This window comes from Pseudomonas sp. NPDC087358 (assembly GCF_044900785.1).
In the GTDB taxonomy this organism is placed as follows: Bacteria; Pseudomonadota; Gammaproteobacteria; order Pseudomonadales; family Pseudomonadaceae; genus Aquipseudomonas.
The window spans coordinates 200,382-214,128 of the sequence record NZ_JBJDOA010000003.1 but is presented as its reverse complement, the minus strand read 5'-3'; the positions used below and the strand labels follow the sequence as shown (position 1 = coordinate 214,128).

General features: G+C 62.7%; 12 protein-coding genes. 7 read left to right on the top strand and 5 right to left on the bottom strand.

Annotated features, from left to right (window positions below; genetic code table 11):
• The first annotated feature begins 59 nt into the window (after window positions 1-59).
• The 4 genes from ACI2KS_RS07800 (at window position 60) to leuD (ending at window position 5,353) form a co-directional block, all read left to right on the top strand.
• Window positions 60-1,076, top strand: coding sequence for a transporter (locus tag ACI2KS_RS07800; protein WP_404618812.1), 1,017 nt, complete (start codon window positions 60-62; stop codon window positions 1,074-1,076).
• A gap of 229 nt (window positions 1,077-1,305) precedes the next feature.
• Entirely contained in the window at window positions 1,306-2,922 is a 1,617-nt protein-coding gene (locus tag ACI2KS_RS07795) for an inorganic phosphate transporter (RefSeq protein WP_404618810.1), read from the top strand.
• Between the two features lie 387 nt (window positions 2,923-3,309).
• Window positions 3,310-4,743 (top strand): 3-isopropylmalate dehydratase large subunit, encoded by a 1,434-nt coding sequence (gene leuC / locus ACI2KS_RS07790; protein WP_404618808.1) that lies wholly within the window; start codon window positions 3,310-3,312, stop codon window positions 4,741-4,743.
• Between the two features lies 1 nt (window position 4,744).
• Entirely contained in the window at window positions 4,745-5,353 is a 609-nt protein-coding gene (gene leuD, locus ACI2KS_RS07785) for a 3-isopropylmalate dehydratase small subunit (RefSeq protein WP_404618806.1), read from the top strand.
• Between the two features lie 72 nt (window positions 5,354-5,425).
• Here the strand turns inward: leuD and ACI2KS_RS07780 are convergent, their stop codons facing one another.
• Entirely contained in the window at window positions 5,426-6,340 is a 915-nt protein-coding gene (locus ACI2KS_RS07780; RefSeq protein WP_404618804.1) for a LysR substrate-binding domain-containing protein, read from the bottom strand.
• A 315-nt stretch (window positions 6,341-6,655) separates the two neighbouring features.
• Between ACI2KS_RS07780 and ssuD the strand changes: the two genes are divergently transcribed.
• Both ssuD and ACI2KS_RS07770 read left to right on the top strand, forming a co-directional pair.
• Window positions 6,656-7,792 (top strand): FMNH2-dependent alkanesulfonate monooxygenase, encoded by a 1,137-nt coding sequence (gene ssuD, locus ACI2KS_RS07775; RefSeq protein WP_404618802.1) that lies wholly within the window; start codon window positions 6,656-6,658, stop codon window positions 7,790-7,792.
• Window positions 7,793-8,045: 253 nt separating this feature from the next.
• Window positions 8,046-9,149 (top strand): sigma-54 interaction domain-containing protein, encoded by a 1,104-nt coding sequence (locus ACI2KS_RS07770; RefSeq protein ID WP_404619475.1) that lies wholly within the window; start codon window positions 8,046-8,048, stop codon window positions 9,147-9,149.
• A gap of 43 nt (window positions 9,150-9,192) precedes the next feature.
• Here the strand turns inward: ACI2KS_RS07770 and ACI2KS_RS07765 are convergent, their stop codons facing one another.
• A complete protein-coding gene (locus ACI2KS_RS07765) occupies window positions 9,193-9,528 on the bottom strand; it encodes an antibiotic biosynthesis monooxygenase (protein ID WP_404618800.1) in 336 nt (111 codons plus the stop codon).
• A gap of 175 nt (window positions 9,529-9,703) precedes the next feature.
• On the opposite strand from ACI2KS_RS07765, the gene soxR reads away from it, so the two are divergent.
• Window positions 9,704-10,162 (top strand): redox-sensitive transcriptional activator SoxR, encoded by a 459-nt coding sequence (gene soxR / locus ACI2KS_RS07760; protein ID WP_404618798.1) that lies wholly within the window; start codon window positions 9,704-9,706, stop codon window positions 10,160-10,162.
• On the opposite strand, the gene ACI2KS_RS07755 is transcribed toward soxR, so the two are convergent.
• The 3 genes from ACI2KS_RS07755 to ACI2KS_RS07745 form a co-directional block, all read right to left on the bottom strand.
• On the bottom strand, window positions 10,153-10,641 hold the full coding sequence (locus ACI2KS_RS07755) for a hypothetical protein (RefSeq protein WP_404618796.1): 489 nt from the start codon (window positions 10,639-10,641) through the stop codon (window positions 10,153-10,155). The two genes, soxR and ACI2KS_RS07755, sit on opposite strands and share 10 nt — an antisense overlap.
• A 746-nt stretch (window positions 10,642-11,387) precedes the next feature.
• Window positions 11,388-12,803 carry an FAD/NAD(P)-binding protein gene (locus ACI2KS_RS07750; protein ID WP_404618794.1) on the bottom strand — a complete coding sequence of 472 codons (1,416 nt, stop codon included), beginning with the start codon at window positions 12,801-12,803 and terminating at the stop codon, window positions 11,388-11,390.
• 323 nt (window positions 12,804-13,126) lie between these two features.
• On the bottom strand, window positions 13,127-13,690 hold the full coding sequence (locus ACI2KS_RS07745; RefSeq protein WP_404618792.1) for a helix-turn-helix domain-containing protein: 564 nt from the start codon (window positions 13,688-13,690) through the stop codon (window positions 13,127-13,129).
• Between the last annotated feature and the right edge of the window lie 57 nt (window positions 13,691-13,747).

Genomic DNA, 13,747 nt, shown 5'->3' with positions numbered 1-13,747 from the left:
TGCGATGATGCCGCTCTGGATCCTGTGCCTGGCGCGGCACTTCTCACCTGCGAGCCTTCATGAATCAAAGCACCGCCCGTCATCAGGACGCTGAGATTTCCGGTCTGCTGTATGGATTCGCCTTTCGTAGCGGCGAGCCGGGGCGCGAAATCGATTCGCCCACCGCGCTGGAATACCTGCGCAATCGCGCCGAACCGAACGAGTTCATCTGGCTGCACCTGAACCTGGCCCACGCCAGCTGCGAACGCTGGCTCAAGACCCACCTTGAGCTGCCGGACGAGTTTCTCGAAGCGCTGCACGAAGGCTCACGCTCGACCCGCATCGAACATGTCGACTCTGCCCTGCTGGCGGTGGTCAACGATGTAGTGTTCGATTTCAATCGCGTCTCCACCGACATCGCCACCTTGTGGGTCTGCGTGCGCAGCAACCTGATGATCTCTGCGCGTCACCAGCCGCTGCGCTCGGTGGACAAATTGCGCTCGTCGGTCAAACACGCTGAGACCTTTCGCTCGCCCCTTGAACTGCTGGCGCACCTGTTGCGCGATCAGAGTGAGGTGCTGGCGCAGTTCATGCGCAAGACCAGCATCAGCGTCGACAGGATCGAGGACCAGTTGCTGTCCCAGCGCCTGAGCAACAACCGCACCGAACTGGGCGCCATGCGCCGGGTGCTGGTACGCCTGCAACGCCTGCTGGCGCTGGAACCAGGCTCGTTGATGCGCCTGCTGCATCGCCCGCCGCAGTGGTTGCTGGAGGACGACCTCCAGGAGCTGCGTCAGTCGACGGAAGAGTCGGCCCTGGTGATCAGCGACCTCACGGCGCTGGGCGAGCGGATCAAGCTGTTGCAGGAGGAAATCGCCGCCAACCTCAACGAACAGACCAACCGCACCCTGTTCACCCTGACCGTGGTGACCGTACTGGCGCTGCCGATCAACATCGTCGCCGGGTTCTTCGGCATGAACGTCGGCGGCATTCCGCTGGCCAGCGATCCCCACGGGTTCTGGGTGCTGGTGGCGTTGGTGGCGTCGTTCACCTTCATCGCCGGGCGCTGGGCATTTCGCAAGAGCCGGGATTATTGAGCCAAGCGCACATTACACGTGTGATCTGCCACTGGCCGAAGGCCTACAGGGTTCTCGGTGTTTTGGCGATTCGCGTCAGGCCGAACACCATAGCTTCGGCCAGATGCAATTTGCCAGCACCATCGGTCCCTTGCCGTAACAAATCCACTGCAAACCTGACCTGCGTCGCATCTCTGTCACATTTTGTAATGATCATGTTCGCCATCCCATCTGAACAGGATTGTGCATCATGGCGACCCCAACACTGGCTCAAGGCTCCCTGTCACAAGGTGCCGGGCTGAGTTCTCAATTCGGGCGCAAGCCTGGCGTTCTGACGATGGTAATGTTCTTCGCCGTACTCGGCCTGGGCCTGTTGTTCACCGCCTACAGCCTCAAGCAGGATATGGATGAGCTGGGCACGGTGGTGCTGACCTGGACCCCTTTCCTGCTACTGGGCGTTGCGCTGTTGATTGCGCTGGGGTTCGAGTTCGTAAACGGTTTCCACGACACCGCCAATGCGGTGGCCACCGTCATCTACACCCATTCTTTGCCTCCGAATTTCGCCGTGGTCTGGTCGGGGGTGTTCAATTTTCTGGGGGTGCTGTTTTCCAGCGGCGCGGTGGCGTTCGGCATCATCGCCCTGCTGCCGGTCGAACTGATCCTGCAAGTCGGCTCGTCGGCCGGTTACGCGATGATCTTCGCCCTGCTGATCGCCGCCATTTTATGGAACCTGGGCACCTGGTGGCTGGGCCTGCCAGCTTCGTCGTCGCACACCCTGATCGGCTCGATCATAGGCGTGGGCGTGGCTAACGCGCTGATGCATGGGCGCGATGGCACCAGCGGGGTGGATTGGTCGCAAGCCACCAAGATCGGTTACTCGCTGCTGCTCTCGCCGCTGGTGGGTTTCACCTGCGCGGCGTTGTTGCTGCTGGCGCTGCGTGCCTTCGTCAAGAACCGTGCGCTGTACAAGGCGCCGGAAGGCAACCAGCCGCCACCGATGTGGATTCGTGGGTTGCTGATCCTGACTTGCACCGGCGTGTCCTTCGCCCACGGCTCCAACGACGGGCAGAAAGGCATGGGCCTGATCATGCTGATTCTGGTCGGCACCCTGCCGATGGCCTACGCCCTGAACCGCGCGATGCCCGCCGACGAGTCGGTACAGTTCGCGGCGGTGGCGCAAGTCACGCAACAGGCGCTGACCAAGGTGGCGCCCCTGCCGGCGCCAGCCGACTCGCGCCTGACCCTGTCCACCTACATCCGCGACAAGCAGGCAACAGCGGAACTGGTGCCGGCACTGGCGGTGATGGCGGGCAAGATCGGTGATCAGGTCGCAAGCTACGGCTCGCTCAGCAAGGTCCCGGCCGAGGCGACCGCCAACGTGCGTAACGACATGTACCTGACCAGCGAAGCCATCCGCCTGATGGACAAGAACAAGGTCGGCAACTTCGATGCCGACACCCAGGGCAAGCTGCAGCTGTTCAAGCAGCAGATCGACAACGCCACCCGCTTCATCCCGCTGTGGGTCAAGATCGCGGTGGCCATCGCCTTGGGTCTGGGGACCATGGTCGGCTGGAAGCGCATCGTGGTCACCGTCGGTGAAAAGATCGGCAAGACCCACATGACCTACGCCCAGGGTGCTTCGGCCGAAGTCGTCGCCATGCTCACCATCGGTGCGGCCGACATGTACGGGCTGCCGGTGTCGACCACCCATGTGTTGTCTTCAGGGGTGGCGGGCAGCATGACCGCCAACGGCTCGGGGCTGCAGATGCGCACCCTGCGCAACCTGGCCATGGCCTGGATCCTGACCCTGCCAGCGGCGATCCTGCTGTCGGGCGGGCTGTACTGGTTGTTCACGCAGATTTTCTGATTTTGCAGAGACTCCCGTGCTCTCCTTCACAGGCGCTTTGGCGCCTGTTTTTTTGCCCGGACTTTGGGGACAACCCATGCCTGCTTCTGCCGAAGGCGTGGGAGGCCAGCGTGCTGACGATCTGCCGGAAACCGGCAGCAAATCCTGTCAGCGCTAGGCGCCTGACACAACCTGGTCGAATGGTTTCGGGACTGCTTCGCAGCCCATCGTCAGCAAGCTGAACTCCCACGCCCTCCGGGCAGAATCAGCCGCGAACCCAGCGTCACGACCTCATCAAACACGATCCATGTCCCATGCCCTCACTGTTCGGCCATTGATGCGCACCCTCGCCTGCCTAAGATGTCAGCAAGCCTTCAAGGCCGTGATTTCTTTCAAGTGAGCACCCTGATGACTCCAACAAGACCGACCTCTAGAACCTTGTACGACAAACACATCGACTCGCACACCGTGTGCAAACTCGATGACCAGGGCCATGTCCTGCTCTACATCGACCGTCAGGTGATCAACGAATACACCAGCCCCCAGGCGTTCAGCGGGCTGCGCGAGGCAGGTCGCGATGTCTGGCGCCCGGAAACCGCCCTGGCCGTGGTCGATCACGTCAACCCCACCGCCCCGCTACGCGTTGCCGCCATGGCCGATCCCGGTGGCGCATTGCAGGTGTCTTATCTGGCCGACAACTGCGAAAAATTCGGCATCGAGCTGTTCGACGTGCTCGACAAGCGTCAGGGCATCGAGCATGTGATCGCCCCTGAACAGGGCTTCATCCTGCCAGGCATGGTGATTGCCGCGGGGGACAGCCACACCACCACCTATGGCGCGCTGGGCGCGTTCGGTTTCGGTATCGGCACCTCGGAAATCGAACACCTGCTGGCCTCGCAGACACTGGTCTACAAACGCCTGAAAAGCATGCGCGTGAGCGTCGAGGGCGATCTGGCAAGCGGTGTGACCTCCAAGGACGTGATCATGGCGCTGATCGGCAAGATCGGCGCCTCAGGGGCCACCGGCTACGCCATCGAATTCACCGGCTCGACCATCAGTGCGCTGAGCGTCGAGGCGCGGATGACCATCTGCAACATGGCCGTCGAGGCCGGTGCACGGGGGGCGTTCATGGCGCCGGACGACAAGGTGTTCAGCTACCTCAAGGACAAACCCCGCGCGCCACAGGGCCAGATGTGGGAGCGCGCCGTGGCCAGCTGGCGCCTCCTGCACAGCGACCCGGGGGCGGTGTTCGACCGGGAAGTGCGCCTCGACGCACGCGCTCTGCAGCCGATGGTGACCTGGGGCACCAGCCCCGATCAGGCCGCCGCCATCAACGGCGCGGTGCCAGACCCGGAAGCCATCGCCGACCTGATCCTGCGTCAAGACATGCGCCGTGCCCTGACCTATATGGGCCTTGAGGCCGGCATGCCGCTGAGCGATATCGTCATCAGCCACGCGTTCATCGGTTCCTGCACCAACGCCCGCATCGAAGACCTGCGCGACGCCGCCCAGGTGGTGCGCGGCAAACATGTGGCCGAGCATGTGCGCGCGATGATCGTCCCCGGTTCCACCGCCGTGCGTGACCAAGCCGAAGCCGAGGGCCTGGGGGCCATTTTCCGCGATGCCGGTTTCGAATGGCGTCAGTCCGGCTGCTCCATGTGCCTGGCGATGAATGACGACGTGCTGGCCCCCGGCGATCGCTGCGCGTCCAGTACCAACCGCAATTTCGAGGGCCGCCAGGGCGCCGGTGCGCGCACCCACCTGATGAGTCCGGCAATGGTCGCCGCAGCCGCCATTACCGGCCACCTGACCGACGTTCGCAGCCTGCAGGGGAGTTTCTGAGATGCAGCCATTTACCCAGGTCAGTGGCAAGGCCGCGCCGATGCTGGCGGCCAACATCGACACCGATGTGATCATGCCCAAGCAGTTCCTCAAGGGCATCGACCGTGCAGGGCTGGATCGCGGCCTGTTCTTCGATTTGCGGTTTTTGCCCTCGGGCGCGCCCGATCCTCAATTCATCCTCAACCAGGCGGGGTGGCAGGGTGCGAAGTTCATGGTGGTGGGGCCGAATTTCGGCTGCGGCTCCAGTCGCGAGCATGCGGTGTGGGGCCTCAAGCAGATGGGCATCCAGGCGCTGATCGGCAGCAGCTTCGCCGGCATCTTCTACGACAACTGCCAGCGCAACGGCGTGCTGACCATCGTCCTGGAAGAGGCTCAGGTTCAAGCGCTGGGACAGGTCATCAGCCAGGCTGAAAACGCCCTGATCGAGGTGGACTTGCCGGCGCAGCAGATTCGTCTGCAGGATGGGCGAGCCATTGCCTTCAAGATCGATGAACTGCGCAAGAACGCGCTGTTGCTGGGGCTCGATGCGATTGGCAGTACGCTGCACAAACGCGAACAGATTCTGGCGTTCGAGCAGCGGCATCTGGCGCAGAATCCGTGGTTGAGCTGATCTGCAGTCGCGCTTGTGCCGCAGGCGTCGGCCTGCGGCCAGACGCATGACCGCGACATGACGACATCCGCCTCATAACGACAACCCCTGAAAATGCGCCTGCAGGAACTCCACGCAAACGCGCAATTTGCCTGAGTTGGCCAGCCGCGTCGGGTACACCGCCCAGACGTTGGCGCTTTCGGTGTAGTCGGGCAATACCTGCACCAGCGTTCCTTGCTCAAGAAACGGTTTGACGTCCCACAACGAACGCTGCAACACCCCTCGCCCGTCCAGCGCCCATTGCAGGACGATTTCGCCGCTGTTGGACGACAAGGGGCCGCTGACCCGCACGCTTTGCGGCACCCCATCATGCTCGACGTGCCAGATACCGAACGCGTTGTCGCGCTCCTTGATCACCAGGCAGTCGTGCTGTTCCAGATCGGCCAGCACCTCGGGCGTGCCGCGTCGGGCCAGGTAATCCGGCGCCGCGCACAGTACCCGCCGATTGCTCACCAGTTGGCGTCCGATGTGTTGCCCTGGGATGTCATCGCCCACGCGAATTTCCAGGTCGAAACCTTCGCTGACGATGTCCACCACCCGATCGAACAGATCCAGCCGCACTTCCAGGTCCGGATACGCCTGGGCCAGTTTCGAGATCGCCGGGGCCACATGATTGCGCCCGAAGCCGAACGAGCTGCACAGGTGCAATTTGCCCCGAGGCGCGCAATGCGCGTCGGACAGCTCGTCATGCAGCAGCTGGAAGTCTTCGAGAATCCGCACCGCCCAACGCTGCACTCGCTCGCCGTCTTCGGTCAGCGCCACCTTGCGGCTGGTGCGGTGCAGCAGGCGGGTGGCAAGAGTCGATTCGAGGATCTGGATGCGCTTGCTGACGTAGGCCGGCGACAGGCCCAGTTCATCCGCTGCGGCGGCGAACCCGGCCTTGCGAATCACGGTAAGAAATACCCGCAGGTCTTCGGGTAGCGGTGCCACTTCTTTTTTTGAGGTCATGCGGCTTCTTATTTGTCAGGCCTGAAAGGACTCCTGTAGGAGCCGGCTTGCTGGCGAATGCGCCAGGCCAGTCGCTGCAGAGGTGGCTGAACGGACGTATTCGCCAGCAAGCCGGCTCCCACAGTTTGAATGTTCGCAACAATAACACCGCACGCGGCGAGCCTTTTCAAAAGGTAAATACAGCTATATCTCCGAAAGTTCTAAAAATATGGGATTCAGTTCTTTTACGGAATATCTCTCAACCTCTATAAATGTCGCACCTACGCAACATACCGATTTTCATACAAGCCACCGATTTCGCTCGAAGGACTTCTCATGGATGTTTTCTGGTTTCTACCGACACACGGCGACGGCCATTACCTGGGCACCACCAAGGGCGCGCGCCCGGTCACCCTCAATTATTTGAAGCAAGTGGCGCAGGCCGCCGATGACCTGGGTTACCACGGTGTGTTGATTCCCACCGGCCGCTCCTGCGAAGACTCCTGGGTGATCGCCTCGGCACTGGTGCCTTTGACCGAGCGCCTGCGTTATCTGGTGGCGATCCGTCCAGGCATCATCTCGCCGACCGTTTCGGCGCGCATGGCGGCCACGCTCGATCGTCTGTCCGGCGGGCGTCTGCTGATCAACGTGGTCACCGGTGGCGATCCTGACGAAAACCGTGGCGACGGCAGCTTCCTGAGCCACAGCGAGCGCTACGAAGTCACCGATGAGTTCCTGAAAATCTGGCGCCGGGTACTGCAAGGCGAAGCCGTGGACTTCGACGGCAAGCACCTGAAGGTACAGAACGCCAAGGCGCTGTATCCGCCGATCCAGAAACCCTATCCACCGCTGTATTTCGGTGGCTCATCGCAGGCCGCCCACGAGCTGGCAGCCGAACAGGTCGACGTGTACCTGACCTGGGGTGAGCCACCTGCCGCCGTCGCCGAGAAGCTGGCCGACATCCGCGAGCGGGCAGCGCGCAATGGCCGCACCGTGAAGTTCGGCATCCGTCTGCACGTGATCGTCCGTGAAACCAGCGAGGAGGCCTGGAAAGCCGCCGACACGCTGATCGAACACATCAGCGACGAGACCATCGCCGCTGCACAGAAGTCCTTCTCGCGCTTCGACTCCGAAGGCCAGCGGCGCATGGCGGCCTTGCATGACGGTCGCCGCGACAATCTGGAAATCGCCCCCAACCTGTGGGCCGGTGTCGGCCTGGTGCGTGGCGGCGCAGGCACCGCGTTGGTCGGCAACCCGCAGGAAGTCGCGGCGCGGATCAAGGAGTACGCCGACCTTGGCATCGAGAGCTTTATCTTCTCCGGCTACCCGCACCTGGAAGAAGCCTATCGCTTCGCCGAACTGGTGTTCCCGCTGCTGCCTGAGCCGTATCGCAGCCTGGCTGGCCGTGGCATCACCAACCTGACCGGCCCGTTCGGCGAAATGATCGCCAACGACCTGCCGCCGCAGAAGTAAGGCCCGAAAACGCGTTATTGATCGCTACCCTGCTGCGCGCGGCAGCGATCAACGAACACTGATGCACAGCAGAACCCTGTGTTGCGCAGTCAGGCTTTGTAGCAACACGGCGTGCCGGCGGTGACGGCCATGACAACGCGACCGCCAGCAGCCGTGCTGCTACAAGACTGTCGATGCCCTCAGGTCTGCCGTTTGATGAGAAGGAGTTCCCTGCATGACCGCCAGCGTACCGTTTCAACCACAAGTGATCCCCATGCAGCTACTGACGTTACCGCCCTCCCCAGCCCTGGCGACATCGATTCGCGCCACTGCACAGGTGTTCGAGGACCCCAAATCGCGAGCGCTGCTGGCCCACGTGCAACAGGTCGCACCCAGTGACGCCAGCGTGCTGATCATTGGCGAAACCGGCACCGGCAAAGAGCTGGTAGCGCGTCATATCCACAACTTGAGCAGCCGCCGTCACCAGCCATTCGTGGCGGTGAACTGCGGCGCGTTCTCCGAATCACTGGTGGAGGCCGAGCTGTTCGGCCACGAGAAAGGCGCGTTCACCGGCGCGCTGACGGCCAAGGCTGGCTGGTTCGAGGAAGCCAACGGCGGCACGCTGTTTCTGGACGAGATCGGCGATTTGCCCATGGCGATCCAGGTCAAGCTGTTGCGCGTGTTGCAAGAGCGGGAAGTGGTGCGACTGGGTTCGCGTAAAAGCACCCCGATCAACGTTCGCGTGCTGGCGGCCACCAACGTGCAGCTAGAGCGGGCGATCAACGCCGGGCATTTTCGCGAAGACCTGTTCTATCGCCTGAATGTGGTCAATCTGGAATTGAGCACCCTGCGCGAACGCCCCGGCGACATCATGCCGCTGACTCGCCACTTCATCGAGGTGTATAGCCAGCGCCTGGGTTGCGGGCCGATCCAGATCAGCAGTGACGCCGAGCACAAGCTGCGTACCTACAGCTGGCCGGGCAACATCCGTGAACTGGAAAACGTCATCCACCACACCCTGCTGATTTGCCGCAACGGCGTGATCCAGTCCAGCGACCTGCGCCTGTCCAACCTGCGCCTGGAGCGTCAGGAGGAAGCTTCACCGGTCGTCGACGATTCGACCGAAGCGCTGCTGGCCCGGGCCTTTCAGAAGTTGTTCGAAGACCAGGCCGGCGCCCTGCACGAGAAGGTCGAAGACGCCCTGCTGCGCGCGGCCTACCGCTTCAGCCATTACAACCAGGTGCACACCGCGCAGCTGTTGGGGCTGAGCCGCAACGTGATCCGCGCACGGCTGATCAAGATCGGCGAACTGGCGGTGAACAAACGCCGTCCCGGCGAGCAGTTGCAGGGCGACCGGATGATGCAGCTGTCGGTCTGATTCGACGTCATCGGGTCAGCAGCGACAGGCATGCCCCACCCACTCAACGCGGCCCGACGACTTCGCTGACCAGCTCATAGCCGTTGAAGATCATTGCCGTAGCGCGGTGGGTGCCAAGCAGATCCCACAGATCGCCCTCACCGCTCTCGGCATTCTCGAAGGCTTTTTCGCAATCTGTTCTTGATTGCCAGAGCACATGAGCCAGCACGCGCTGACGGTCCTCGCTGACCTGCACGCTGGCACGAATGAAACCGGGATAGGTGCGGGTCAAACGCTCGAAGCGCTCATCCAGTGCCAAGACCAGACCTGCTTGCTGGCGCGGATGCACCGCAAACTCGACGAACTGACTGAACGCAAGGTTTGAGTCGTGTAACGTCATGAACACTCTCCACTGATGACGGTTGTTGCTGGACAGGATGCCGCCTGGGCCGCTGGCCCTGACATAGGTTTCTTGTGCTGCATGCCGGTTGCGGGCCGAGGCTGGGAAGGGTAAAACCTCCACCTAACTAGAGGTCAAGCGCCATTTGGCAATGCACAGGCAACGAAACGGCGATATGCGCACAGATTCCCCGAACATCACCCGAGAACTGACAGTAGGCCAACTTTCCGCGCGCAGCGGCGTGGCCATCACCGCGCTGCGCTTCTACGAAGCCAAGGGGCTGATCAGCAGCCGGCGAAACGCTGGAAACCAGCGGCGCTACCCGCGAGAGATGCTGCGCAGGGTGGCGCTGATCAAGACCGCGCAACGCCTGGGCATCCCCTTGGCAAGCATTGAATCGGCACTGCAGACGCTGCCCACGGATCGCCCGGCGACGCTGGATGACTGGAGCAGACTTTCCGAACGCTGGAAGGTCGATCTGGACGAGCGGATCAATCGCTTGACCGCCCTGCGCGATCAACTCAACGGCTGCATTGGCTGCGGCTGCCTGTCCATGGAGGCCTGTCCGTTACGCAACTGGGGCGACAGCCTGGGCGAAAGCGGCGCTGGCCCTCGCCTGCTGGATCAGGACTGAAGGTTCTGCGGGCTGACCAGGGTCCCGGCCAGGGTGCGGTCGGCCAGTGACAGGTGCATTTGCTGCATGGCCTGATTCAGGTCGTTGGTCGCCTGCAGCAGCGAGTTGGTCATGGCCATGATTTCCATCTGCAACTGACGCATCTTGCCTTCGCGCACCTTGGGCGACAGGGAGCGGTCGCTCATGAAGGCCTGCATGTCTTGCATTCTTTTGGCGATGCGTTCTTGAATCGAGCGGATCATCTTCAGCTGTTGCTTGATCCGGTCCGGCAGGTGACTGGCGTCGATGTCCGCGTTCTTGTCGCCGGTTTTCGCCGCCTTCTGCGCTTCGGGCGACAGCAGCACCTGGATGCCTTGACGCGCTTGCTCGGCGGCGCTGGGCATTGCCGAGGTGTCATCGGCCGTCTGCTGATTCCTGGCGACGGTCTGTTGCACCAGCGCTGCGGCGTCTGCCGGGTTCCTGAAACTCAAGCTCAACATGAATCAATGCCTCCATAGCCCTGATAATCGCGTGAATCCACCCGCTGCGTCAGACGGTTTTACCGGGGCGATACCGGGCTGTCGGCTCGTTCGGACAGCTCTTTAGGGGCAGGCAGGAAAATTGTGTCGGAGTCGACACAGTTTTCGCATCGGAGTCTTTTGCTTCTGCCCGGATAGATGCCGACCGTTTCTGCCCGGAGGGCTAAAGGTGTCGATTGCTGCCGCCCGAGGGCGACAAATGCCGACCGCTTCTGCATGGAGGGCTACAGGTGTCGATTGCTGCCGCCCGAGGACGACAAATGCCGACCGCTTCTGCCCGGAGGGCTACAGGTGTCGATTGCTGCCGCCCAAGGGCGACAAATGCCGACCGCTTCTGCCCGGAGGGCTACAGGTGTCGATTGCTGCCGCTCGAGGGCGACAAATGCCGACCGCTTCTGCCCGGAGGGCGTGGGAGTCCGGCTTGCCGACGATCTGGCGCGAAGCGTCAGCAAAACCGGTGAACGCTACGCACCTGACTCACCGCGCCGCCTGATTCTACTGCCGGTGCCCGGCAGCTCGTCCGGATGCGGCCCAGAGGCAAGCCCGTTCCTACGGCCTTCGGCCAGAATCAAAAGCAGCCGGTGCACAGGTGTTTATCGCCTCTGCCGCAGGACGACAGATGTCTGATGCTTCTGCCCGCAGGGTCACAAATGCCGACCGCTTCTGCCCGGAGGAACCCTGGAATCTCTCACAGATTAAAAGCGCTTTCAGGTCTGTACGCCCACCAACCGCGCCGCCAACGCTTTGGCTTGCAGGGCTACATCGGTCACGGCCGTGCTCTCCCACCACAGGCCACGCAACGGCGGGCCCATGGCGAACAGGCGCAAGGACACCTGGCCCTGGGCGTCCAGCACGGCGCCCCCGGGGTCGGCGGCGATGCCCAGGGCCAGCGGCCCGGGCTGGATCAATCCACGCGCCAGCAGTTGCCGAGGCAAGGGTTTATCGACCCGCCGCCAGTCGTATTGAATGCCCGTCGAGTTGATCAACGCCGCACCCTTGATCTCGGTCGGTTGATCATCGCCGCGATAGCGAACGCTGATCTGCACCTGCCCGAGCGGTGCGCGCTGAACAGCCTGCAGGCAGGCGGCATGGACACTCAACCGCCCTTCGCGCAGCAGGCGCTCCAGCAGCCGGGCACTGGGAGGCGGTGAACGATGGTGGTGGCTCTCCCACCAGGGCCGAACATGGCGTACGAACTGGCGCCGTTGTACGTCGCTGGCCTGACTCCACAGTCGTGGGATATGCACCCGCACGGTGTCCAGCGGCGCCTGCCAGTCGATGCCTTGCTCGATCGCCAATCGGCATTGTGCACGCAGCGCGCGGACCAGTTGTCGAGTGCTGCGAATGCCGTGATCGGCTCCCAGAAAGTCCGGCCAGCTCGGTGGCTGGCGGCGCACATGGGGCAGCAGCCCGTGCCGGGAGAAAACGTCGATGGGCCCGCGATGCCCGGCCTGTTCCAGGGACACCACGGCATCGACCATGGTCAGGCCGGAACCGATGATCAGCACCCGTCCCTGCGGGTCGAGCTGGCGCATGGCCGCGACATCCCAAGGATCCACCGCCGCCGCATTGAGCGCGTTGGAGTCGCGCTGCGGGGTGCGGGCCGCGGCGAACATGCCGGTGGCCAGCACACCGAGGCGCGCGGTGAGTTGCGTGTGATCGGCCAGAGTGATGTGTATGCCATCGGCGTCGCTTTGCAGATCCGTGACCTCGCCGCGCACGTGTTCAACCGTCGAACCGTGCCGCGCGCCGACTGCCTGAGCCTCGGCCAGACGCTGCTGTACATACAGCCCGAATATCCCGCGCGGGGCAAACAGCTCGGCCAGCGGCACATGTTGCTCATCGGACTCCGGCCAGCCGCCCGCGCCAATGTACTCACCCAGCCACTGGGTCAGATCGTCTGCTTTGTCCGGGTCGACACTCATGCGCGACGCATTGCCATTGAGCGTGTGGCCCAGCTCGGTGGCGCTGTAAGCCTCGCCGCGTCCCAGTTCGCTGCGCGATTCGATGATCACGACCCGCCGCTGCCCCGGCAGACGCAGCAACTGCACCGCCAGCATCGTGCCACTCAGGCCGCCGCCGACGATGAGGATGTCGGCACAAGGTCTGTTCTCTGAGGTCATTGCTTCTCGCCTTTTCTTCGCCACGATGGCGCGCACGCCTGATTATGGAGAGCGTGCCAATGGATTCAAACAGGACGTTGGTAGGCCCGTTGCGGTACGAAGGATGCAAGGCACGAGACATGCCGGCGTTTGCCGCAGTTGGCTGTATGAAAAGCGGGCAATGCGTTGATCAGGTGATGCTGGCGCAACAGCTCATGCACATCCCTGCCACCTTGCCTCATCGATCAGCGATGAAACCCTCTCTAGCAGCACGGCTTGCCGGCGGTAGCGCATTCAAAGACGCCACCGCCGGCAAGCCGCGCTGCTACAGAAAATCCAGCCGCTCACAGCACCACGTTCCTGACAAAACGCAGCACCTGCGCGCCTTCATTGCGGTAAGCATGCGGCCGATTGCTGGCGAACATGAAGAATTCGCCGGCTGCCAGCTGTCGGCTGTGCTCGGGCAAGACTACGGTCAGACTGCCCTCGATCACATAGACCTGTTCACTCCAGCCGTCGGGGTCGGCTTCGGACTCATAGGTCTCGCCCGGCGCCAGGCTGAACTCCCACAATTCCACTTCACGCCGGGCTCCCGCCTTGGCCAGCAACACCGCCTTGCTGCCGGGCAACAAGCCGGCCCAGGCGACTTCGTTGATGCGGCTCGGGTCGCGCTCGTCCGGCGCCTGGATCAGATCACTGAAGGCTACGTCCAGCGCCTCGGCCACCCGGTCAAGGGTCGCCAGACTGACATTTTTCTCACCCGCCTCGATCGCCACCAGCATGCGCCGACTGACCCCGGATTTTTCCGAGAGGGCGCTCTGGCTCAGGTCCGCCGCATGCCGCAAACGTCGCACATTGAGGCTGACGTGTTGCAGCACTGACGCTCGCTGTGAATGTTCTTTGTGCACGCTTGCCTCCTTGAGAAAGCCTCCCGGTGTACCACTTATCCTGTGACCACATGGCTT